This window comes from Desulfomonile tiedjei (assembly GCA_016212925.1).
Taxonomy (GTDB): Bacteria; Desulfobacterota; Desulfomonilia; order Desulfomonilales; family Desulfomonilaceae; genus JACRDF01.
Genome location: JACRDF010000010.1, coordinates 59884 through 82139 on the forward strand (window position 1 = coordinate 59884; position 22256 = coordinate 82139).

Below are 22256 nucleotides of genomic sequence, written 5' to 3' on the forward strand. Positions count from 1 at the left end.
AGAGACCATATGCCCTATTTCCTACCTCCTACTTGATCTCAAAAGAGGGTGAACATTTTCTCTAAATTCCTCAATAACTTCCTCCCATTCGTCGGAGTCTTTAGAGTTTCTTAGGCCAAGTGCTTGAGCGCGGAATACACACGCAAATTGTGAGTTCATTTCGGGATCGGCTATCGTTCGCTTAATATCCCTGGGATCAGACAGTCCTTCACCTTTATGTCTAGCTCTCTTCATTTCAGCGATAACCGTTTCTCTACCCGACCATTGGTGTCTGAACCACTGCTCCAAGGTTTGGCCGTCCTCAACGGTCTTATCCTTCATAATGTTCCAAAAGACCTTACCAGCCTCAAAAGCGAGCAAACTCTCTCGTTTGGCCGGGCTGTGCGAGAAGAAATGGTCTTTGAACTTGAGAGCACCACCGTCGGCTGCTATTCCCTTGTCAGGCGGAATACCTACGAACTTTTTTTCAGAGGGCTGGCTCCCGTGAATGGGTTTACCAGTCGCATTTCCCCATATAAAAGTCTTACCCCCAACCACTGGTCTGGGCTTTTCGCCCCAGGCGAACTGGCCGTGAGCATTATCCAACGTACGTAGGAAATTTGCATTTCCAGCGATCATCCAATTCCTTAGTTTCTGGTCCTCCCATGAGTCAAAACCAGCTTGGACGATCATCTTCTGCCGTTCATCCCATTCAAGCTTACCTGTAAATGCGGCAGGGTTAATTAATCTTGAAGGAGGCACAATTCCGGCGGAGGGTCGGTCAGGGGCGCGAGTTCTTGGTGCATCCACACTGGCTGGCACGTTCGCTCTATGAGAGCCAACGATCTGGCCATCTTCTTTGCCGATCACCATAAACGAATGCCAGCCCGGTGTAACTTTTGTCGAGCAGGCTGACTTGGCCGCGGCCGTGCACGCAAAGACCCCGTCCACATAGAGGTCAACCGCAAATCGACGATCATTATACACCGTGTATGCCTCCAATGCATTTTGAGCTTGAACCTCAAAGTGTCCCAAAACCATGATTAAAATGGCTGCTGTCAATGGTCCGATCTGTCTCATTTCTTCTCCCTCCCCATCTACGTGGTTCGGAGTAATGCAGCATAATAATCTCTACGGAAGATGTCGTCACGCTCGCCAATTCCCCCCCCTCACTTTGTTGTGTTCGGAGGGGGCAGTACCGGCACAGGCGGTATGGTTATGGGCGGAGGCGGGGGTGGAGGTGGTGGTGTACCGCCAATTACAGGTGCTTTAACAATGGGCGGTTTAACAACTTGGCCCAGTGCAACTGTTGCAATCAAAGTAATCACCAACAACACGAGAAGCGTGTAACAGGTGATTGTCCTTCGCCTGCTTTTCCCTCGTGACATGGCTACCCCCCGTTTCAGTCAAATCCAAATTTCCAGAACCCAAAACAGCAGAAGGTCAACCTTCTACGACATGTCTCTTCTCCACCTCATTTCTTTTCGAGAGCCTCGATATGGTCTAGCATTAATGGCCGGTCCTCCTGCATTAGATCTACAATCCTAGAAACCAAATGAGGTGCTGCGGCTTCCAGTCCTTCACTTATCTTCTCAAGGACATCGAAAATAGAATCAACAGGGCCGCCAAATAACTTCATTTCTGGTGTCTTCGAATCACTTGCCAGGTTGACTGCTTTATCCGTTGTAAAATGTGCAATCGGTATCTCCTTGGAATATGCCAGGATATAACAGTCAAGATCATAGGTCACTCCGTTGGGGGTGACACCGATGGTTCCTTTGAAGCTCAACCCTAAAACGGTGCCGAATCCTCGTGTCTCAGAGTTATTAAAATGTCCGAACCATGAGATATCCTTGACACCAAATGTCAGACTCTGCCCCGAGAAGTCCCATTTCACGGATTCCATAATTGCAAACGCATCGCCCCAAAGAAAACACCAGGGCAAGAGCTGAACGCTATTCTCTATCTGAGCATTGACTTCATCCGTTAGTTCTTGGCTCTTCTGTTTCATTACGAACGTGAGCACGTTGTTGATGGTCTCCAAGACCACGCTTTGACCATCGTAATCCGGCATGGAATCGGCGTGGGCCTGTGCGATCCACTTTTTCAAATATTCCTCCCAGTAAAAATTTGCCGACAGCCCAAACGTTCTCTCGGGGTCTTCCCCACTTTGATACAGATCGGTTTGACAGCCATCGAGGGGAAACGTTACGTCATAATGCCCCAGAGTTTCCCCACTCTTGGAGTCGTTAGTTACCCCAAAAGGATCGGTCTTGTGCTCTCGATACCAAGACGCATGTATAGCCAAATTCTCACGTAACGAGAATGTCACCTGTGATGTGCCAGGCACAAGGGCAAAATCGTACTTAGAAGTTCCCAAGGCAGTAACATACCCATAACGAGTATCAGTAGTGTTGTGCCCAACATCACTAGTGTCAAAATATAAATGTTTTTCGCCGGCGTGTGCGCGCAGTCCTCTTATAAGGAACCCAGCGAAGGCAGGACCATAGCTGCCTAGGTAATACGGCATACCCAGCAAGCTAAGTATGAATCGCAGATACTGTCTCAGTGGCGGGAAGAATGCGGATGCTTGAGAGAGAAATGCGATTATCGCGATCAGCAGCAGGAGGAGTCCGGCCATTTGGGTCTTATTCCCAGACAGAGCAAGCTCCACTGACGAGACTCCTGTCTTCATAGCTGCGGAACCAGCGAAAACATCCTTCTCCAACTGATCTAAAGATTGTTGAGGCATGTCTACCCCTTTCCTTGAACCTTAGCTTTGATCTCCTCTACCATTTTCTTTATTTCGGCAATGGCATCAACATTGGACTTGGTCTCATCCCGAACTTTTGTCAGATCTTGTTCGAAGCTCGTGAGCTGCGCCTTAAAAGGTTTGAGGTAATCATTCTGGATCGATCCATTTTCACCTACCTTGGCGACGATGTCTTTGAGCAAAGGCAGAAGCTCTTCATAAAGCTTCTTCAACTTCTTTTCAAAATCGTCAACTCGCTTCTTTAGCTCTTCGATTATGGCCTCGATTTTGTCGTCATATAGTATTTGGAGGTGGCAGGTTACGACACCATGCGGCGTCTCGTCCTCATAATAGCAAGGATATTCGTATGGGTCAGCGTCGATCGGGAGCGGCCCCCCGATTTCCTCTTCATCTGTAGATAGAATCGGTTCCATTTTGCCAGGGTCCACAAAGAAAATCAGATGGGGATTAACAATCTCTGTCCATTTCTCAGGGCCGGGGTTCTCCTTCTTGTACTCCGCCCATATATCATTCAAGGACAGCGGCTCCAGGGCAATGTGAGAATACACGTAGTTGAAAATGTGGAGATTTCCATTGTACCCCGTCTCGGAATCGCCCAGTCGCTTCGAAAGATCTTTCACGGGCTTCTTGACAAGCGCGTCGCGGACAGACAGATGATATTTGAAGTCACCGATATCCTGCCCGGTCATTCTTTTTCTCGCCTCCCCGTCCACAGGATCTTGAAGCAAGCCACACACAAGTCGGTCCTGGAGTTTCATATACCTAGTCATGGCGTCCCTGTATTGCTCACGCATAAGTGACACACCGCCATGTCCAGGAACCTTGTCCGCTGCCTCAAGTGCTCGGACCAAGATTTGGCAGGTGGCTTTTGTGAGGTCGTGTTCGTTGAGTCGAACCACCAAACCCCACTTCCCTCTGCTCGATGGTGTTGGTTCCCCGCTTACCATCATCTGAATGTCCTGAATCTCGCCTGGTTGGAGGTACAGGGTAGGCAAGAAAATGACGCGTTGACAGCTAAGTTCATTAAACTCAATGCGGGCACCTAATGACCTTACACGTTTCACGACACCCCTCCTTTGTCACAAGATATTTGTTGCACAGATTGAAAACCTCATGGAAAATACCAACCGAACCGCCAACCTACTCACCAAACACATCAAACATTGCATCACTGATCCGATAGCCAGAAAGCACGATCTGCCGCTCTGCCGCTTCCTTTGCCTTGCCCTTATAATCGCTGGGAAGCACAACACCATCATCTTTTGCGTTACTCCCCTGCAAACTCCCGCTGCAATAAGCACGATCTATGGCAACCTTACAGGTTCCAACCGCCCAATCACTGAATGACTTAACGGCTAGTTCGTCAGCAAACTTGTCTCGTTTCAAGTCAGGCTTGTTCCGCAATAGAGTCGCCTCGTCTTTGACTGCCTTTAGCCTATCGGAACCAAGAATAAGTCCATCCCAGAGTTGATGCAGGCTAATTGTTGAGCTGTCAGGCGTCACTCGGATATAGAATCTGGTGCCTCCTCGATCCCCTTCCGGCAGAGGAAATTGGTCAGTTACGAGTTTGGTCGTGTGGAGCGGTTGATGAACGTCACCCATAAGGTGGAACATCCAACATAAAGCAACAGCACGGTCCTCACCATCTGCCGCGGCAGCCTTGACTATCGATCGATTCTTCTGGAAAGCTTTGAGTATGCCTTCCTCTTGGGGAATTTCCACACCCGTCTCTCCGGGACAATATGGGATATTCACATAGTGCCATACAGGTCTATCGTACTTGGGGTTCCCGCGTACGTCGTCAGACCACCTGGCAGCGAGCATGAACAGATACAAGTCGCGGTCATCGGCTGAAACCTGTTCCAATTTTGGAGCCCATTCAGACTCGAACAGAGGGTTCTGATTCAGGACTTCAATGACCTTCGCTATGACTTCGGGGTTGCGTTCCTTCAGGTCAGCGTAGGCAATTGCAGCCGATGTCATATGTCCCGGCTTGTTCCACGCCTGGACCATCGGAGCCGCTACGAGAAAGCAGATTCCACTCAACAGGGCTATCACTGATCGCATGTTGTTATCCCCCCAATTAAGAAAGGTTGTCGATCCGTGTGGCTGCCCATCACCGCCTTGATGGTGCCGGAACAGCCGTAAAAGGTCGCGGGGGCATCCCAGTATCAACCGTAGGTGACGTCACGCTAGGCAACGCTGGTTGCAGGTCCAGCCTCGGAGACGGAACCAACGGTTCCACTCTGAATCCTGAATTCAGGTCTCTAGGCGGTAGCGGTGGAATTGGAGGCAATTGGATTATCGGTAGTTTTGGCGGAGGCGGAGGCCCCGGCGACACTTTGAACTGACCCCACGCGCTGAAGGAGAGACACACAATTGTCGCCGCAACTAGTGCAGTCAAGACAATTTTCTGGACGCCGTTCATCACAACCCCCCGGTCTGCCCATAAGGTCAGACCCTGATGACGCCCCTAGGCAGTGTTAAAGCAAGTTGGAGAGTAAAGATTTCTTGGAGGTCAGGTTATCTTATTGTGGAGTTGGCGGTCAAATAGAATTTTCAAATTTCTTGGAGGAAAGTTGCCGGGGCTGAACTGGCTCAAGAAATGATGATCTGGTGTTGGCAAGTAGGCCCTGGACAGTTTACGGCCTGATACTCTCCTAACTGTCGGGTAAATCCTCACACTCAGATATGGTATACTCTACGACTATTTCACATAACCATCATATCTGGCAAAGACATCCATTTCCCCTACTGGAAGAGTCATATTTATGAGGGCTACCTGGGTGGTCTGAAACTATCCCACACTTCGTCTATGGCCTGGCGGAATTCCGACTCATGGTATGCGAAAACCCTTCTGGCTCCAGGTCCAAGTAGATTCTCAAACCGGCCCCTCACAAGTTCACGATCAGGGTTGCACACCCAAAACCGCCTCAACGGTGTTTGACTAAGGCTGCCAAGTCCATACAAATGATGAAAGAAGGTGTCAGAGGAGGGGAATGAATACCCCAGCACAAAAATATATTCTGCCGAGCGAAGGTAGTGAGCAGCCCAGTGCCAAACGGTAGGCATTACTCTATGATAACTCGCCTTGTTCCATGTAGGCGGCACAATAAGTGGCTGCTTTGAATATGTATGTGGGCAAAAACTTTCTTCGTCGAGCCAACGCTGAATGGGCATGGGAGCTGAATTGCCGTGGCGTGGCAAGACTTTATCTTCAAAGAAATCCTCTGCCTTTTTCGAAAGGAGATTGAGAGAAAAGACCCTGCGACATTCAGGGCAGTACGCCCAATTAAGGGAGCCGTGGAGTTTCAACAGCGGAAGGCCATCAGGGTTCTTACCGTCTTCCAGGCAATAATCCGGTTTCAGACCCTTGGCTGCTAGCGACCGATCCAGGGCAAGATCATAGTTAAAAGTCAGGACTGCAACATTGTGAGAGGGCTTTGCAGATTCCTGCAAATATTTCACCATGTCAGAAAACAGTCCATAAGGAGGCGGATGCCCTATCACGCTGTTTTGCATGGGGAATAGGAGCGTCTGCTCAATTGTGCGCGAGATTAGGACCTTCATGTCCTGGATCAGACGGTCCATCTTCCTAATTCCGTATCCAGGCAGCCCTCCCAAGGTTCTGGCCATCTCGAATGCTGTAAAAACAGACTCTACGTTGTTCAGGTCCACGTCGCACTTGGAATGCACTCCTTGGAGTATGCCAATTGCCTTAAAAACATTCTCAAAACTTTCCTTGGAGTCGCCAGCTTGCCCTTTCGCCACCAAATCCCTTGAGGCTCCTAGAAAGTCTGCCATCAGCGGTGCTCCAGCTTCCTTTGAGGCTCCAGCCCCTAAGATAAAGACTATGGTACTCATGGATTGAATGACCTCTGTTTAGCTAGAGCGGGCTGCAAAGTCTCATATATGATAGACCTCAGTGACTCCAGCGACCTTCTTGCGCATGGGAATTATGTCTGGTGGATCCATGACTGTCCCTCTTTCAGAAAGAAGTTGCCAGACACGAAAGACAACTCTCGGATAGCTCATCCTGAATTCTCTGCTGTAATCGGATGCCCTCGGGTCTATTCTAGCACTAATCCGCTCTACAACCACCCTGACAGATTTGTCTCTTATCTCGGTTATCGTGAGACGGTGGGCACCGTCTATGCTCTGCGGCAGTTCTATCCAAGCGTGCTTTACGGGAAAAGAGAAAGAGAAAACCTCTTCCTTATAATTCTTGAGGCTCCTGGCCTCTCCCTGCCGAGAGTCAATCTGGTACGCCGACTTAATTTTCTCGATCTCTTGATCTGCCTTTGTGAGTCGGGACTGAATAGAGACGTCAAGGTCATTCAATACCTTCGTTATTCGAGGGTCTGTTGCCAGAACATACGCTATTTCTTTGATCTGTGGATCGGAAGCCTGAAAAGCCACGGTAGAATCCAGCTTGCTCTGGAGAGACGATAACTCGTCAGCGAATTTCTTGGCTTTTTGCTCGCTTTGCTTGATATCTCTTGAAGAAATTTCGATTGCTTTGACGGCTGCATCAGTTTCAAACTTTGCTTTCACAACTTCATGGACGAGTTTCATAACCTCGGATTGTGCGCTCAGGAAGGCTTGATTGCTGGCCGTCTGGAAGGCAACTCTGTCGATAAAAAAGCCGATGACAAAGGAAATGACCACCAATGCGATTCCGGGAAAGGTGAACCGCCGGGTCAGGTGGTCTCGAATGACTCTTTCCGCCTCCGGTGTGAGCTGTCTTTCCTTCTTCTCCGAAGGTTCAAGTATCCCAGTCTTCTCCTGATCCTCTAGTTCGTTGCTCATGGCGCACCCCTTCCAATTAGCTTGCGATCAATCCTTCGCGTTCCAATACCTGACGCACCTCTTCGAAAGCAGACTTGATTTTCCCTTTTGGGAATCGTATCTGCCCCAGCCCCTCAATGTTCGAGAATTCCTCGCAACCTTCTTCGAAAACGACTATTGCCCGTCTGAAACCGAGTCGTCCCTGAAATAGCCCCGCCTCGTGTACGACGTTCATACGAGCATGTAATCTCCCATCTGCTTGTTCGTCCTCTCCTGTTAGTACTAGGAATGCGAAAGCTGCGGCATCGAGCATCTCCGCAAGGCGATCAATATTCGTTATTCCAGCAATGGGAACTCGATTGAATTCATCGCAGGGAAGATTCAGTCGGTCTTCTATAAAGTCCTTGAGTTCCCTCCAAATAAGAGCGCCACCGTGGCCGAGGAAGACGTTTGTGCCAATCATTTCGGAACGCCTTGTGCTTTTCTCAACCCGCTTCAGGTGCGACGCTGCCCGTTTAGCTATATCGGCTAGGTGCTGACAGACAATCGCTCGGTTCTGAATAGAGAACACCTCGGCAAACACATCTATGTGCGGCGGCACCCATGTACCCTGCCCCATAGCGAGCGTGTCACGAGACATGTATTGTTTCGGACTGCGTTGTTTGACGAAATCGGAGGCAGTGAATACCCGTTTTTCTTCCGCCTCATCTTTCAGGCTGTTCAGGAAAGGATCTTGTCGTAAAGAGAGAACGGTCTCAAGAATTGAGATTATTTCGCTTCGTTTATTATCAATAAGGGACCCCCCTTCTTTCTCCAAATCATGGGCTGCTTTCAGATCCGGGTTCCCCGCTTTTTCATGTATGAAGTTTCGGACTCCGTCATGATCGTACTCATGCCAATCCCCGCTACTACTCTCAAAACCCCATTCAGCACTAAAATGGTCACCGGGAGGAGGAGGTTCGAGATCAGCGTAATAGACATTGGCTTGATAGCCTATCCACGATCGGCTCCACGCCTTGCCGACCTCCTCGCACGCCTTAGTGAGTCTCTTCAATGGCTCGTCGATCTCCGGTCGTTTGTACTTTTTAACGAAGTCCCGGAGTTCCGAGTCTATGTGAAGAAGTTCGTCAATTAGCTCTGACATGGATGCCTCCCACCATTTCGGACACTACCCATGTTGATCTTGCGCCACCCATCAACTCTTGGGCGGTATCACTTTCTCTAATGAGGAGCGTACGCCTTCGTAAACCAGCATCGGATTCGTGCAAAGAGCCGCGTACTTTGAGGCCCATTTATTACTCATCTCAGCGGAGAGGACGAAAAAGCATTTACGGGCCTGCTTTATGTCCTGAGAAGGGAATTCATTGCCGACCGAGTTGAAGACTTTATCCTGGACGTTCACAAGATGGGAAAACGAAACTGAAAAGAGCTTTAGAAAAACCTGCTGTTGCTCAGAGAGGTAGTAGAGCAGACGGTCCAGATTTTCTTTCGTGGGTGATTCAATGTAAGAATCCAGCTCTGGTCCTTCCGGTTCCCATCTCATTAGTTTTGGTCGGATTTCCCCCCTGTCGTTCATGGCAGGGAATAGGAGTTCCTGAAGGCGGGATGAATTGTCGAAAAGTCCTAGCAGCTCGTCAGACCACCCATTGATGGTTTCTCCACAGAATGCAAAGAGGGCAATTCGCAGGAATTTCGGATCTTGTCTTGCTTGATCGCCAAGAAGTTGATGCGGAATTAACCTTTCGAGCTTCAGGAACAGCGGCAAGGTTACGGCGAGGAGTTTTGTTGCCAGGTTATTCTCGCCCAGGTCTTTTTTGAAGAATTGAATAAGCCGGTCAAGGTTTTCAGGAGTCGGTTCCTGAAAGTAGACATCCATTTCCCGGACTCCGGGTGTCCAACGAATCAGGTGCGGCTTGATTACGTTGTCGCTATTCATGAGGTCGTTCCTGTCTGCGGCAATCCTCTATCCAGAAGCCGATCTTCGCCTCGAATTGATGCAAGGACTTCCATTCGGGTGACGTGATCTTGTTGTTGAATTCGGCTTGGGCGGTGATATCAAATCCGTGTTCCGCCTGATCCTCGCGGGGGAAGGATACCGCCACCCCATCACCGGACTCAGTGTGCAAGTATAATATCACTTCAGTGAACTTGTAGGGTCCGCTATATGACTCGGCTTCCTTGTGGTGTCTAAAACCAAGCTTGGACATAATCTGGTCAACGAACCGGACCCTTTCTCTGTCAAGTTGCAAGCTCTCTTCCCATGTCAGTGAGGGCATTTGATTTCTCCTGTTAGATTGATTGGCTGTTTATGCCGCTGCAACCTCCAGAATTCGGTACTGGAGCGTATCTTGTCGCAGCCTACCCGGTCAATAATTATTTTAGATCGTCTCAAGAATTGCTAAAGGTACAGCCATCTTCTCAAGTCCAGATCCCTGGCGGGACATGGGCTCCAATTCTGCGTGCGACAAGAATAAACGATAGGTGGTTAGGATGTATAAGAAATGTGTTTGCGTCAGACTACTTATAACACACGTGATAATAGATAGATAGATGTGGATGGAGAATACCGGCATAGATGATGAATTAGATAGTACAGTCTATAAAACCTCACCACGACCCTCCTCTGCCTGACCTCCTCCTCCTTTTACGCCACCATCCTCTCCTTAATTTTTTCTTCTCCACCGCGTACCCTAACGCGCTCGACCCAGCTACCAGAGCCACTTTCTACCAACACCCCAGCTTAAAACTTGCGCAGTGACCAGAGTCGTCACATTTTTGTGCCCAAAAACTCTCACAATTCAGAACACCTATGGAGACGTATAAATTTTAGGCACACCTCAGTACACACCTGAGTAATAATTAAGCTGGGTATTATATCCTAACAGCGCGATACGCGACATATAGCGTCCTGACTAAGTCTTGAGTGCAACAAAAAGGACTCTAAAATAACATAAAAGACTTGGTAATGGCATATAACCTGCATAATAATATAGCATAAGGAAACAAAACAGAGGCACCTGGCACAAAACGACACCAAAGGAGCAGAGACAATGAAACTGGAAATTAGAGTCAAAAGGGTCTCACCGGATGAGGGGCTTATCGTGGACGAGAATGACAGGGAGTGGAGCATGGTTGAGGTAAGGCACGACAGTGGAGAGCCATACTGGCAAATTGAGACAAAGGTGGAGGAACGGTTGATATACGGCACCTACGATGACGTTGTGATCCACGTCAAGAGTTGGACCGAAATAAGCCGGTATATGCAGAAATGACTATTCTCCAGCTTTCAGAGAGGCGTGGCACGATCTAACTATGATTCCTATTTATGATAGGACGATCAAGAAAAGTTATGTCAATTTCCAAAACCCAGCTTGACAAGCCAGGTTTGTCGATCAAGAATGCGAAAGGAGTCTTGTTATGAAAGCGGTAGGATACATAAGAGTTTCCACAGACGAGCAGGTCAGAGACGGCGTGAGTCTGGACATGCAAGCCCACAAGATACGTCAGTACGCTGAACTCCACGATATGGACCTTGTGGACATAATTGCTGACGAGGGCATTAGTGGCAAGTCCATTGACATCAGACCTGGAGTGCAGAAGGTCTTGCAAATGGTTAGGACCAAGAGTGTTGGTGCAGTTATCATTTTCAAACTTGACCGCTTGGCAAGGAACACACGTGAGGCTCTGGACATGGCAGAGTTGATGAAACGTAAGCAAGTAGGCCTACACTCAATAACAGAGAAACTGGACACTGAGAGTGCGATTGGTGAATTTTTCTTCACCTTAATGGCAAGTCTGGCACAAATGGAGCGCAAGTTGATTGGAGAGAGGACTAAGGCTGCGCTGCAACGCAAGAGAGAGAAAGGCGAGAAGACTGGGGGCAGGACTCCTTATGGCTACAGAAAGATCGAGAAGGGCCTGAACAGCAATGGTCAAACGATCTATGGTCTGGAGCCTGAACCCAAGGAGCAGAAGGTTATAGACAGGATGAGACAGTTGAGACGCGGCGACCACACTATCCACTCTATCATCAATATTCTGGAGACTGAGGGTGTCAGTGCTCGTGAGGGTAGATGGTCCACGGCATTGGTTCATAGCCTCACTCAGACTGCTAACGTGGCTTAACCAGGTCAACGACACCACACACTCTGTCTCTGAACAGAGGTTACTGCCCATAGAGCAGAGAATCCAACAGCGTGCGAATGGTTAAGCCGAGGTGTCCAGAGACTTGAGTCCCACAAATCCTGGCGAGGAGGGCTGGTTAAAAGGCCACGCTATGGCTCAAAAATTTCCACCAAAAATTTCTAAACCAGCCCTTTATTCCCTGAGTCTCTGAACTCAGGCTCCAATGAGAAAAGAACCTCCATGAGATATTACGAGGGCTACACAGCAGATGGCACCGAGAGAGGTGGTGAAACGGTTTCACCACCTCGCGGTGTTATATCACTCACAACACTCAGTAGGTTGTAAGGCAATGACAGATCTCCAGTGTGGCAGTTCAAAGGAAAACCAAGAAACGCATCTCTAACTAAGGAGGGGGTCATGATAATAGTTTTTCTATTTCTAATGGTGGTTGGAGCCATGTTCCTCTATGTGATCTGCATGGATTCTCCGCGAGCACGGCGTATCGTTCAGATCGTAGTGGGGTCTGTTTTCTTGCTCTCAGGTATCTTCGCTCTCACGTCTCCCACCGTTCCGAAATCTAATGGGACAGACCTATTCTTGTCGCTCCTTTTCACTATTGGCTTGCCTGCTCTGCTTTTCCTCTGGCCCTATATCAATTGGGGCTCGGAATCAAAGTCGAGCCCCGTCCAGCAGACCGGTGGGCAGGTAGCAGAGTGGAACATAAGAAAAAATAGCCCTATGACTTGACAACGCCAAAAAATAGGATAGTCATCATATACAGGTTGGCTCTCCAGGGACTTTAGAGAGGCACTCTACATGCGAGGACGACTTCCCTGGAAGGTCTGTGGGTAAGCGCATCGTGTAGCCGATGGTGTTGCTGCCCACATATCCTAAGCACTGAAAGGAGCCATATCATCAGAATCTTTTCACTCTCGGCGTGTTGTTGAATCGGAGAAATGGCCAATTATATTGATTCGGGTTAGAGTTTCATTTTGCCGGAAACAACTTGAAAAACTCATAAATCCACACTAATCTGAAATCCACGAGTTTACCAGACGGAGGAGTTATGGGTACTTCATGGTACACACACATTATTGGAGTAGTGATCGGTGCAGCAGTCGGCGCGGTAGTTGGAGCAGTGTCGGTCTTCTTGCTTTCACACGTGCGCAGCGAAATTGAGAAGCATCGGAATCATCTGGCATTCCGCAGGATTCTGAAAAGCGAAATCGATGAAGTGACCTTGCGATTGATGCACCATAGAAATATATGTGTAAAATGCATGAATGACATAACTGAAAGGCGGTTGCACCCTCAGTCTCTTGGGCATCAGCTACACAAAATGCTGATCTATTCTAGCGAATATCCCACAGCGATGTTTAGCGGCAATCTGGACAAACTCACATATTTCCCTGGCACAATGGTTCAGAGTTTGGTTTCATTTTACGCAAAGGTTGAGGAATGCCGGAGTCGGATGGCTGACTTGAAGAGGGAAAATCCCCCAGATAGATATGTCTCTCCTAAACTATTGCCCGCAGGACCCGTAACAGGACATCCTGATTTGCTCAGGAAGGCTGACTTGCTACTCACCTCGGCTGTTCAAAAAGGAGAAGCTCTCAGGAAGGAATTTGACAAGGACATTGACCAAGAATGGAATTTTGGGGATATACTCAAAATTTTGAAAAAGGATGCACTCAATATCTTGAAAAAACCTTTTAAGACATCTTCGTAGGTCGCCCGCAATAAATTCCTGATTCCTATGTCGCGAACTCCATCAGCTTAGGACACATCGCCAATGGGCTCACTGAGAGACCTCAACAAGAGAAACTACAAGATCCTTTATCCTCACGAGCAAGACGAACTATTTGACGCTCTCGCCGAGGCAGTAGAGAGCGAAGACTTTAGCGCAGTGTCCCACCTTCTGCCTAAGATGGACCTGAACGACCAGCAGGGACTTCTTCTTATCCTGGCAATAGATCAGAACAAACTAAGGTCTATCGAATGGCTCGTGGAGCATGGGGCAGATATTAACATTCTCTTCCAAGACGAAGACAGCGAGTGGGACACAAACTCCTATATTTTGTTTGAACGTTACACCCCGCTTGCAAGGGCCATTCACTTCTATAACGTTGAACTTGTCAGGGCACTGATAGACCTTGGGGCTGACGTTAATGGGGCTATAGCAGGGGACACAGCGTTGCAGCGCGCCCTCCACCACTTTAGGTCAGAAGACATGGGTGAGTTTAGCGACGCAGATCCAAGAATAGTGACCATTGTAGAGATGTTGGTGGGGGCCGGTGCCGATGTTCAGGCAAGGCTTTTCTGGTTCCCGTGGGGCACAGGCTTGTCGCCTCAAACTCCCCTTGAGATGATTCAGTGTGTCGTTGACAATCTTGAACCTTGTCAGTCCAGACACGTCGCGGCACAGATACTGAAGATATTGAAAGGTGCCGAGAAAAAGGCTTGAAAAGTCCCCACCTCATAGATTAAGATTTGACAGGGTTCCCGTTTCATAACCACAAAAGCTTACGTCCGGGGGGAATGATGCGACGGCTCGTAACACTGGTCATAATCTTTGTCTTGGCTCTGCCTTTATCAGCAATGGCAGATTTCTGGGCCTCAAGACAATCCAACAAATACCACCATCCGAGTTGCGTCTGGGCTAAGCGTATCAAGGCAGCTAACTTAGTCGTGTTTAAGACCCCCGCCGAGGCGGTAAGAGCGGGCTATCTACCTTGCAACGTGTGCAAACCGCCTGTGCCTCGACGGTGAATCACCAATTTTCTGACAGCCAGTTTTTGAACCGTTGACGATGACGGGTTATCCAAGGAGGGGGTTGCAGAAGTGGAAACTCGCGACAGACATTCGGGCATGTCATTGTTGCGCGACATGGCGGAGATAGGCATTGTTGTTCTCCTCAGTTGCTTCTTGATATCTTGCGGCCAAGAACCACCAAAGATTGGACCGGATCGTCCCCCTACAGTCCCAACGCTCCCCACGACAGTCCCCACGATTTCTGCAACAGTCCCCACAGTTCCGACGTTCCCAACATTCCCAATGTTCCATAGCGCCCTTCCAACTCGGCCCCATGTTCGTCCTGAGTCCATAGAGTCTCTGGATGAGATGGTCAAAGGACTGGACTGGGGACAGATTGCCTTCAACACCCCGAAACAGATGGAACTAGACGAAACAACTCAGATAGAGCTTTTGCTAAGCCTCACCAAACCAATTGAGGATCTAAAACGAGATGTTAAGGCAGCAGGTGAAAAAGAAGGCTATCCAGTTCGGGTCTCAGATTACATGGAGGCACGCTTAACAGGACCAGGATTTCAGATCACGGCCACGACCCCTGAGCAACAGGTCATCAGCTCTCTTGAGACTCCTGTCTGGAAATGGGACGTCAAGGCTATTAGACCAGGAATGCAAGCATTACACCTGACTTTATCGGCTATCCTGGCAGTCGGTGGTCAGAACCGCTTGTTAGTTGTCAGGACATTCGACCGGCAACTGGAAATCCGAGTGTCTGTGGCCGACCGAGTCACCTCGTTTGTGGGGGAAAATTGGCAGTGGTTGTGGGCCGCAGTCCTAGTCCCGGTCGCCACAGCGGTCTGGGCTTGGTGGAAACGTCGCAAGAAATCCAAAAAGAAAAAGCATAACTAACCGATCATTCAGTCAAGGGGGGGAACCATGAAGCATAAGATGTTTCGCCTAACAAGTGCGGCTATCTTTCTTGTCGCGGCGTTTGCATTCTTTTTCTCTGCAAGCGCAGACATCGTTCTCACCTTACCAAACGAATTCATCGAGACTTACAAAAACCGAGCAACCATAGATACCGACTTCGTGATCTACTTCGCCCACAATAAACCCAAAAAACCGTCCCCGTCAAAACCATCCAATGATGGTGACATACACATCGCTGGGGTGCCTGAGAAACTTCAGATGCCTACGGTTGCCGAGTTGATGAATGCAGCGTCTCAGCCGAAGGCTTTGAAGCATGCCAATGAGATGAAGGGCACCGGCACACCCGTCCGTATTCAAGGTGTCTGGCGTTTCTGGCCCGAGCACGGGGGCGATGACCAATTCTTCCCAGGAATGGATCTTGATATTCAGAACACCAACCCGGACCACGTGTTCGAGATTCACCCCACAACAGAAATAGGCGGGATAGAGACTCGAACGTCGTTTGCTCCAATTCCGGGATTTAGACCCAAGGACGCCTCAGACGCTTTTCAGCGCTACGAGAATGTCCGCGCACGTATTACGCCTGGTGGAGACTCTACGTCCATTCGCATGGGCAGTGTCGGATACAACTACGTGAAGTTTAGAATTATGCTCCGTGAGGACCCAACTCACGAGTTGGAGGATGGCATCACGGTCTTTGCTGACGTGAAAGAGGTGGACGGGGAGACGATTGCTCGCAAGCGCAGAATGGTTTTCGTTGCGGGGACTGAGCCTGAGAAGGCTGTTAGAAATCTCAAAAAGGACCAGTGCATGCTGGTATTAGGAATGCCGCGGATCAACCTGTCCCTGGTCTCGTGGCGGGCCGGTCAAGCCGCAAACGATCCCGACGTGTTGTCCTGGAACCTGCCGTATGAGATGGTCATTGTTGGGTACTACGGTGATAACCGTTGTGAGCCGTGAATGGGTTTGGCATAAACTTAGGTGGTGCCCCGGCGGTGATAAGGACGGAGACACGCCATTGGACACGGGCATGGTGTGCCGAAAATTTCATCGAGCCTTGCAGGATGTTATGTTGACATATTGATGTCGGTTAGTGGAGTGAAGGACATGAACTGGATTGCAAAATGGTTCCTTGGGATGGCTATAACCACGAACATAGCCAGTCTTGTTTACGTTTATTCCAATGCCCGAGAGTGGGAAGAATTACACGTGAAGTTTGCATTCGTTGCCTGTATGCTGATTTTCCTTCAATTTATAGTCCGTTATATTGCTATTACGAATCGCTTCAAAACTGAAACAACTCGTTGGGCTTTGATCACTAGTGGTTTGATTGTGGCAATGAGCCTCATTTCCATACTCAACGTCCCGAATGGTGCTTCCTGGTTCCTATATTTTGGTTTGCTACTCATAGTAGCTCCTATCAAGACACAAACGTCCCGGCGCAGAATTATGGAGTCTGATAACCCCGATGCTGAACGTTTGATGCGGCTGCAAGAGTATATGATCTTTGAAGGAGGGTTCGGCTGCTTTATGCTCTTTATGTACGTGCTCAACGAGGCTCAACACAACTTGTATGTCAGTGCGTATCTAGGGCCTTACGTCAATACGGAATCTATAACCTTTTTCGGCAGCCTTTTCGCCTTGTATTATGCACTGGTATCAACATCTGTTATTTTTGTTCGGATGGAAAAAGACCGATTCTTCATTGATCAACTAATAAAGGCGCAAGATTGAAGTATCACTTAACCAAGCCTTATGAAAGTCAGAGGCTTAGGAGTCGGGGGCAAGGGAATATATCGTCACTCCTAATACTCGTGGTGCTGCATGAATGTCGCTCACCGCTGAGTGGCAAGCCGTTCAAAATTCATCCACTCTTTTACACGACTTGGCATGTGTCGCCATTGCGGAAGGTCTAGCTTCTTAGTCTCATAGGCAGCAAGCAGCGGCACAATCTCTTCCCTGTTATCAATTCCTATGACAGCCCCGAATTTGCTAAAATATGCAGCCGATTCGGATCGAGCAAACAATCTAAAGGGCGAACTCTTACCAACTTTGTAGAGTAAAATAGACGGCCACCAAAGTTGAACCCCGTTCTGTCTGAGCACATCCAATCCAGCCCTGAGCAACAAGACAAAGTCCGCCTGCATGAGTTCGACCTTGTCAATCCCTGAACCAGCATTTCTTTCGAGCAGAAAATCAGCGTGCAGCGACGCTCGTTGCAACTGGAGACGCCTATTCCTTTCATCTAAGGACTCCAAATGTTGCCAGAACACCGGAAACCCGGTCATGGCCTCCCTGCCGTAGTCAGGCTCCGCCTCGTCCAAATACAGATTCTCAACGAGATATTTCACTGTCTCGAAACGTTCATACTTCAGAAAAGCCGCAATACAGTATAGAAAAAGCTCATGGATAATGAACTTGAAGTTGTCATAATCCCGCTCCGCCCAACGATTGGTTCCCGCCGGTGGATGGAGATATGGAATCAGACTCTCGAAAAAGGCGTGAACCAGAGGAATGGACTCTTTGCTGTTTTCATAGCGGGCAAGGGTAAGAAAAATCTGTGCTATCTCGTTCCTGTGGGGAATGAAAAGTTCAATGCTCTCTACCACCTTATCGTCAATATTGCCCTGTGTGTCTGTTATCCTCAATTTCTCCAGGGCACTCGCCGTAGATTCAAAATATTCGCTCAAGGCACCCGATGCATATGGTTTTCCAGTGGTGATGGCGTCCAGGGCTCGCTTGAATTTAACGGACGTACCTAAGGACACCATGTCGGGCCGGTCCAGAAAAGATGGCTTTGTCCCGAGTTCTGGTTTTACGTGCAAAGGCTGATCATATACCCATCTGAGGAGTTCTTCAAAGCTCTCCGAGTATTGTTCGGCATTGTGGAAATCAATATATCTGCGTGATTTGTAATATATAGGAAGATATGGTTTTCCTTCTTCGTCTACTTCAAGCAGCAAGGCTACGAATTTGGTCTGATCGGCTTTATCATAAACCTCTTTCGATATTATCTGTGTTTCAGTTCCTACCCCGCCCCTCCTCACGTCGGCCTTTTCAGCATAAAGCTTGTCGCAAACCATTACCACCTTTTGGACGTCCGGGTCAGTGACCATTTTTTCCATGAAGGCATAGGTGTCCTGCCCTTCTTTGAGATCCCACTTGTCCAAGATCACGTCCACGCCCGACTCACGAAGCTCCGTTGACAATCGCAAAACCCATGCTTCATGGTCAGGGGAACTCCAGCTATATGACACGAACAATTTAGGATCTGCCATGATACTTGCCCCTCCCCTCCATCAGTTAGCAAACTTAGTCATTCCCCCTTCATCTGCTTAAGGACCATCTGACACTGCTGAATACCTAGGAGCACTTGAGCCTTAGTCTCTACAAGACTCATTATCTGATGCTCTATTGTCTGGTTCAGGCCAGACAAATTCTCCAAGACCCGCCTCAGATCGACCGTCGTGACAGGAGCAACCGAAGGCTCCACGACAGGGGAGGGTGTCGTCTCCTTTACTGCTGCTTGTGGCAAATCTGCCACAACCCACTGAGGCATCTTCTTCCACTTCGCAACGGTCGCGAGAGTCACGCCAGTCGCCTCTGCAAGCACGGTGTTCGTGATCTTGCCTCCACTCTCCACAAACATAGTGAGTGCTTTGTTGAACACCTCTGGTTTACGTAACGCCCGAGGTCCTCTGGCACTTCGGCGTGAAGGAGAGGGTTTGGGAGCCTCTGCCTTAGCAGGTGCCTTTCTTGCAGTTTTGGCAGGTTTAGGTGTCTCAACCTTAGCAGGAGTCTTGCGTGCCTTAGCAGGCACAGAAGCAGAGTCTTGTTCTTTCAGTTTTGCCTCCCAGTCCCCGTCCTTTTTCCACTTCCCCACAGTAATTGGGTTCACCTTAACCTTAGTGGCAAGGTCCTTGTTCGTTATCTTGCCCTTAGACTTTAGGTACAGACTAAGAGCTTTGTCCTGTGCCGCTGGCTTTTTCATAGTTCCCCTCGGTGCATTAAGGTTGTAGATCTGGGTAACATCTTCTTCGGACAAATGCAATCAATTTCGCCTGGATGTGATTTGTCTAGACACATCAAACCTTCACATCACAAAGCCCAATATCGCTCTTGGCTTCATTAAACTGGCTTTTCTATAGGACAGGTTCTGCTTGACAAGAGTTACGTACTCGGGGTTAATATATGCCACTCCAACTGAGACGAGGAGGCATGTTCACCACCTGTTATTTCCAAGCTTTAAGGAGCATCGCCGAATTACATGATATTCAAGAAAAATGCCCTCTTCATAATCGAAGTCGGCGAGGAAGATCTTATCGGCGACGTGGTCAAGGAATGGCTTGAAAGCCTCACCGCTGATCCATTCGGCATTGCTGTTCGCCTGGTGACGAACCGCGAATTCCGCAGTACGGATGTGCAGGGTAAGGACATAATCTTCGTTTTCAATGTGCAAATGCCTGACCCGGACGGGTTTGCGGTGCTGTCACATCTCCAACAGATTGGTTCTGTCATTCCGGTCGTGGTGAGTTCTGGTGGAATAACCCCAGATTCATTTTATCATCAGCTCAGGCTACGTCGAATCCAACTTAGGACGGATCCAGTGTTCATCAACAAGCCTTTTTCCCTTGACCAGTTGGCCGACGTTTTTCTTAATATCTTGTTCTTGAACCCTGCTCGGCGTGGCGCACGCGGAGTCGAACTTGTCCGCATAGAGCCTATTAACGTGGAGGTCATAACCCATTTAGCGGTACACAGTGCCGAGCTGTATAGCGTGTCTGACCGTTTCTTTGAGGAACTCCTGGCAGAACTTCTTAAGGAAAAGGGGTGGGAGGTGACACTGACGCCTGTGGGTGCGGACAACGGCATTGACATAATCGCTATTAGGCATTCAATGGACGAATCGCAAATGATGCTCGTTCAGGCCAAGAGATTTGCAAAGCACAGGAAAGTAGGTGTCGCGGCAGTAAGAGAACTGCTCCATGTAATTGATGACACCCGTGCCACTTGTGGCATGTTGGCGACGACTTCGTCTTTTACTCGACATGCAGAGGCTAAACAGCTTTCTTACAAATGGCGTCTGACGTTGAAGGGCCACTCGGACATTGTTCGCTGGCTTCGGCAGTATCAGGTCAGTAGAAAGTAGTGCCAAGTGACCAATGGCTCGCTAACAATCTCCGCACCGCTATTCCCAGACTAACAGTGCCCACATCCCATGTCACCAGTATTCCCGCCCACTTAACCCGCCTCCCGCGCTAACCTCCTAATACCACTATCTAATTCTGAAACAAACAATAACCGCTCCATGTCTCTCTTTTTGAATTCCAATTAACCACACAGATTCACAATTAACACTGTTCACCAATTAGTAAATATGCCTCACTCAAAAATCGTAATTAAGTCAGATGAGAAGCGCATTATCTACGGCTCTGTCTACGCCCCCATGCTCGTGGATACGCAGGGCGAGATGATGAAAGCAGATGAAATCGAGGCTATGGCACACCGCTTTATGCTTTCAGGACGCCTTTCTGCCATAGATACAGATCATAACCTAGTATCTAACGGCACACGCATAGTTGAATCCTTTATTGCCCGACAAGGAGACCCCGACTTTGAGCCTGGAGAATGGGTCATAGGGGTCAAAGTGTTTGATGACTCAATATGGGACTCAGTCAAGAAAGGCGAACTGAACGGCTTCTCCTTCTATGGTCTTGTCAATCGTTCAGACGCCGTTGTCTCCCTGTCCCAACCCGTCCGAGGCAGTGGCACCACTGAACCCTCGGCAGGTGGTCCTCTCCCCACTCATGACCACACAGTCACTCTGGTCTTTAACGAACAAGCCAGTGTAGAGCCTACATATACCAACGAAGCCCTCAACCACAGACACTTTGTGTCACGAACTACAGCAACAGAAATCACTTGGGATCACGCTCACCGCTTGATCCTGGACACTAATTAGTACCTCAGAGGCGTAAGTTTGCCCATCAAAATTGAGTCCGAAGAAGCACTTGGTACAGTCGGCATCCTCTCCAGCGCAGACGTTCAGTTCATTAGTATGGTCGCTCACGGGGCCAACTGGAGACCTTACACCTCAATTAAAACTGAGACAGCAGGAGCCTTAGATATGGCAGGTCAACGTGTACACGCAATAATTTTGCCCCTCGATAATGCTGATGCAATCCTAAACGATCTGTCTGGGATGGATATTGAGGAACTCAGGAACCTTTTAGGCGATGCCGAGTTTGATGGCATCAAGACAGAAAAAGCAGAGAAATTTGAGACGACTATTAGATACACACAAAAGGACGAATCTGACTTCAAAGAACAAGCCTTTATCCTTAAGCCCATAGCAGAGACCGGCGCTCAGGTCGTGTTGGGAGAGATCAAAGACAAGCAAGACGTTCCTACAATCCCCACTGATACCAACCTCCAGGACAGCGCCAAGATCGACACACCTGATCCTATCACCGGCGTAATCACCGAAATACAGGCGCTCAAAAATGAGGTTCTAGCCAAATTGAATGAAATATCCCCCCGTGGAGGAATTGATACCATGTTCGAGTCTAAAGACGAATTGAAAACCTTTATTGTTGATACTGTCAACGAAACACTGGCTAAAGCAGAGGCTGAAAAGCCTGCAACTGTTGAAGTTGAGAAGACTGAAACTGATCTCACTGACACCATAACTGAACTCGCTCAGAAACTTGGAGAGTTAGAAAGTAACCTTTCTCAGCTTACTGAAAAGACTGAGGCGCTTGCACATACTCCATCTTGCGCTCCGTCTCCTGATGAGGACGTTGCGATCAAGACTGATAGCAAGAGCAAGTTCGGTACCCTCTTTTCCGTCAAGAAAGCATCCTAAATAACTTCAATTTGTATCCCAATTTGTAACTAACCCACCGGCACTACC

The 22256-nt window shown here is 48.8% G+C and carries 23 protein-coding genes; 12 read left to right on the plus strand and 11 right to left on the minus strand.

Annotated features, from left to right (window positions below):
- Positions 1-21: 21 nt before the first annotated feature.
- The 9 genes from HY913_04285 to HY913_04325 all read right to left on the minus strand — a co-directional run bounded on the left by HY913_04285 (position 22) and on the right by HY913_04325 (position 9816).
- The gene (locus HY913_04285; protein MBI4962472.1) at positions 22-852 is read right to left on the minus strand and encodes a hypothetical protein; all 831 of its coding nucleotides are present in this window, start codon (positions 850-852) and stop codon (positions 22-24) included.
- Between the two features lie 601 nt (positions 853-1453).
- Positions 1454-2731: a hypothetical protein gene (locus HY913_04290; protein ID MBI4962473.1), complete on the minus strand. Its 1278-nt coding sequence runs from the start codon at positions 2729-2731 to the stop codon at positions 1454-1456.
- 2 nt (positions 2732-2733) lie between these two features.
- Positions 2734-3816, minus strand: a complete 1083-nt coding sequence (locus tag HY913_04295) for a hypothetical protein (protein ID MBI4962474.1) — start codon at positions 3814-3816, stop codon at positions 2734-2736.
- A gap of 76 nt (positions 3817-3892) precedes the next feature.
- Positions 3893-4819 carry a S1/P1 nuclease gene (locus HY913_04300; GenBank protein ID MBI4962475.1) on the minus strand — a complete coding sequence of 309 codons (927 nt, stop codon included), beginning with the start codon at positions 4817-4819 and terminating at the stop codon, positions 3893-3895.
- A gap of 711 nt (positions 4820-5530) precedes the next feature.
- Positions 5531-6556 (minus strand): hypothetical protein, encoded by a 1026-nt coding sequence (locus HY913_04305; GenBank protein ID MBI4962476.1) that lies wholly within the window; start codon positions 6554-6556, stop codon positions 5531-5533.
- A gap of 102 nt (positions 6557-6658) precedes the next feature.
- Entirely contained in the window at positions 6659-7561 is a 903-nt protein-coding gene (locus HY913_04310; protein MBI4962477.1) for a hypothetical protein, read from the minus strand.
- A gap of 16 nt (positions 7562-7577) precedes the next feature.
- Positions 7578-8684 carry a nucleotide-binding protein gene (locus HY913_04315; protein ID MBI4962478.1) on the minus strand — a complete coding sequence of 369 codons (1107 nt, stop codon included), beginning with the start codon at positions 8682-8684 and terminating at the stop codon, positions 7578-7580.
- A gap of 51 nt (positions 8685-8735) precedes the next feature.
- The gene (locus tag HY913_04320) at positions 8736-9476 is read right to left on the minus strand and encodes a hypothetical protein (protein MBI4962479.1); all 741 of its coding nucleotides are present in this window, start codon (positions 9474-9476) and stop codon (positions 8736-8738) included.
- Positions 9469-9816, minus strand: coding sequence for a hypothetical protein (locus HY913_04325; GenBank protein ID MBI4962480.1), 348 nt, complete (start codon positions 9814-9816; stop codon positions 9469-9471). The genes HY913_04320 and HY913_04325 overlap by 8 nt, the downstream gene beginning before the upstream one ends.
- Before the next feature lie 774 nt (positions 9817-10590).
- Between HY913_04325 and HY913_04330 the strand changes: the two genes are divergently transcribed.
- The 9 genes from HY913_04330 (at position 10591) to HY913_04370 (ending at position 17077) form a co-directional block, all read left to right on the plus strand.
- On the plus strand, positions 10591-10812 hold the full coding sequence (locus HY913_04330; GenBank protein ID MBI4962481.1) for a hypothetical protein: 222 nt from the start codon (positions 10591-10593) through the stop codon (positions 10810-10812).
- A gap of 145 nt (positions 10813-10957) precedes the next feature.
- The gene (locus HY913_04335; protein ID MBI4962482.1) at positions 10958-11665 is read left to right on the plus strand and encodes a recombinase family protein; all 708 of its coding nucleotides are present in this window, start codon (positions 10958-10960) and stop codon (positions 11663-11665) included.
- Positions 11666-12082: 417 nt separating this feature from the next.
- On the plus strand, positions 12083-12412 hold the full coding sequence (locus HY913_04340) for a hypothetical protein (protein ID MBI4962483.1): 330 nt from the start codon (positions 12083-12085) through the stop codon (positions 12410-12412).
- A 724-nt stretch (positions 12413-13136) separates the two neighbouring features.
- Positions 13137-13394 carry a hypothetical protein gene (locus tag HY913_04345; protein MBI4962484.1) on the plus strand — a complete coding sequence of 86 codons (258 nt, stop codon included), beginning with the start codon at positions 13137-13139 and terminating at the stop codon, positions 13392-13394.
- 63 nt (positions 13395-13457) lie between these two features.
- Entirely contained in the window at positions 13458-14129 is a 672-nt protein-coding gene (locus HY913_04350) for an ankyrin repeat domain-containing protein (protein MBI4962485.1), read from the plus strand.
- Positions 14130-14203: 74 nt separating this feature from the next.
- Positions 14204-14434, plus strand: coding sequence for a hypothetical protein (locus HY913_04355; protein MBI4962486.1), 231 nt, complete (start codon positions 14204-14206; stop codon positions 14432-14434).
- A gap of 72 nt (positions 14435-14506) precedes the next feature.
- Complete coding sequence (locus HY913_04360) at positions 14507-15322, plus strand: hypothetical protein (GenBank protein MBI4962487.1); 816 nt, start codon at positions 14507-14509, stop codon at positions 15320-15322.
- Positions 15323-15349: 27 nt separating this feature from the next.
- The gene (locus HY913_04365) at positions 15350-16303 is read left to right on the plus strand and encodes a hypothetical protein (protein MBI4962488.1); all 954 of its coding nucleotides are present in this window, start codon (positions 15350-15352) and stop codon (positions 16301-16303) included.
- A gap of 147 nt (positions 16304-16450) precedes the next feature.
- Positions 16451-17077, plus strand: a complete 627-nt coding sequence (locus HY913_04370; GenBank protein ID MBI4962489.1) for a hypothetical protein — start codon at positions 16451-16453, stop codon at positions 17075-17077.
- A gap of 101 nt (positions 17078-17178) precedes the next feature.
- On the opposite strand, the gene HY913_04375 is transcribed toward HY913_04370, so the two are convergent.
- Both HY913_04375 and HY913_04380 read right to left on the minus strand, forming a co-directional pair.
- On the minus strand, positions 17179-18621 hold the full coding sequence (locus HY913_04375; GenBank protein MBI4962490.1) for a toll/interleukin-1 receptor domain-containing protein: 1443 nt from the start codon (positions 18619-18621) through the stop codon (positions 17179-17181).
- A gap of 38 nt (positions 18622-18659) precedes the next feature.
- The gene (locus tag HY913_04380; GenBank protein MBI4962491.1) at positions 18660-19388 is read right to left on the minus strand and encodes a hypothetical protein; all 729 of its coding nucleotides are present in this window, start codon (positions 19386-19388) and stop codon (positions 18660-18662) included.
- Positions 19389-19610: 222 nt separating this feature from the next.
- Between HY913_04380 and HY913_04385 the strand changes: the two genes are divergently transcribed.
- From HY913_04385 to HY913_04395, 3 genes are all read left to right on the plus strand, one after another.
- Positions 19611-20492, plus strand: a complete 882-nt coding sequence (locus tag HY913_04385) for a restriction endonuclease (protein MBI4962492.1) — start codon at positions 19611-19613, stop codon at positions 20490-20492.
- 228 nt (positions 20493-20720) lie between these two features.
- A complete protein-coding gene (locus HY913_04390; GenBank protein MBI4962493.1) occupies positions 20721-21305 on the plus strand; it encodes a hypothetical protein in 585 nt (194 codons plus the stop codon).
- Between the two features lie 18 nt (positions 21306-21323).
- A complete protein-coding gene (locus tag HY913_04395) occupies positions 21324-22208 on the plus strand; it encodes a hypothetical protein (GenBank protein MBI4962494.1) in 885 nt (294 codons plus the stop codon).
- Positions 22209-22256 lie beyond the last annotated feature (48 nt).

Coding starts and splice junctions, on each gene's coding strand:
- HY913_04325 (MBI4962480.1), bottom strand. CDS start 9,816: ATGCCCTCACTGACATGGGAAGAGAGCTTGCAACTTGACAGAGAAAGG.
- HY913_04310 (MBI4962477.1), bottom strand. CDS start 7,561: ATGAGCAACGAACTAGAGGATCAGGAGAAGACTGGGATACTTGAACCT.
- HY913_04385 (MBI4962492.1), top strand. CDS start 19,611: ATGATATTCAAGAAAAATGCCCTCTTCATAATCGAAGTCGGCGAGGAA.
- HY913_04350 (MBI4962485.1), top strand. CDS start 13,458: ATGGGCTCACTGAGAGACCTCAACAAGAGAAACTACAAGATCCTTTAT.
- HY913_04390 (MBI4962493.1), top strand. CDS start 20,721: ATGCCTCACTCAAAAATCGTAATTAAGTCAGATGAGAAGCGCATTATC.
- HY913_04300 (MBI4962475.1), bottom strand. CDS start 4,819: ATGCGATCAGTGATAGCCCTGTTGAGTGGAATCTGCTTTCTCGTAGCG.
- HY913_04365 (MBI4962488.1), top strand. CDS start 15,350: ATGAAGCATAAGATGTTTCGCCTAACAAGTGCGGCTATCTTTCTTGTC.
- HY913_04285 (MBI4962472.1), bottom strand. CDS start 852: ATGGTGATCGGCAAAGAAGATGGCCAGATCGTTGGCTCTCATAGAGCG.
- HY913_04315 (MBI4962478.1), bottom strand. CDS start 8,684: ATGTCAGAGCTAATTGACGAACTTCTTCACATAGACTCGGAACTCCGG.
- HY913_04330 (MBI4962481.1), top strand. CDS start 10,591: ATGAAACTGGAAATTAGAGTCAAAAGGGTCTCACCGGATGAGGGGCTT.
- HY913_04345 (MBI4962484.1), top strand. CDS start 13,137: ATGGCTGACTTGAAGAGGGAAAATCCCCCAGATAGATATGTCTCTCCT.
- HY913_04370 (MBI4962489.1), top strand. CDS start 16,451: ATGAACTGGATTGCAAAATGGTTCCTTGGGATGGCTATAACCACGAAC.
- HY913_04320 (MBI4962479.1), bottom strand. CDS start 9,476: ATGAATAGCGACAACGTAATCAAGCCGCACCTGATTCGTTGGACACCC.
- HY913_04355 (MBI4962486.1), top strand. CDS start 14,204: ATGATGCGACGGCTCGTAACACTGGTCATAATCTTTGTCTTGGCTCTG.
- HY913_04290 (MBI4962473.1), bottom strand. CDS start 2,731: ATGCCTCAACAATCTTTAGATCAGTTGGAGAAGGATGTTTTCGCTGGT.
- HY913_04335 (MBI4962482.1), top strand. CDS start 10,958: ATGAAAGCGGTAGGATACATAAGAGTTTCCACAGACGAGCAGGTCAGA.
- HY913_04375 (MBI4962490.1), bottom strand. CDS start 18,621: ATGGCAGATCCTAAATTGTTCGTGTCATATAGCTGGAGTTCCCCTGAC.
- HY913_04340 (MBI4962483.1), top strand. CDS start 12,083: ATGATAATAGTTTTTCTATTTCTAATGGTGGTTGGAGCCATGTTCCTC.
- HY913_04305 (MBI4962476.1), bottom strand. CDS start 6,556: ATGGCAGACTTTCTAGGAGCCTCAAGGGATTTGGTGGCGAAAGGGCAA.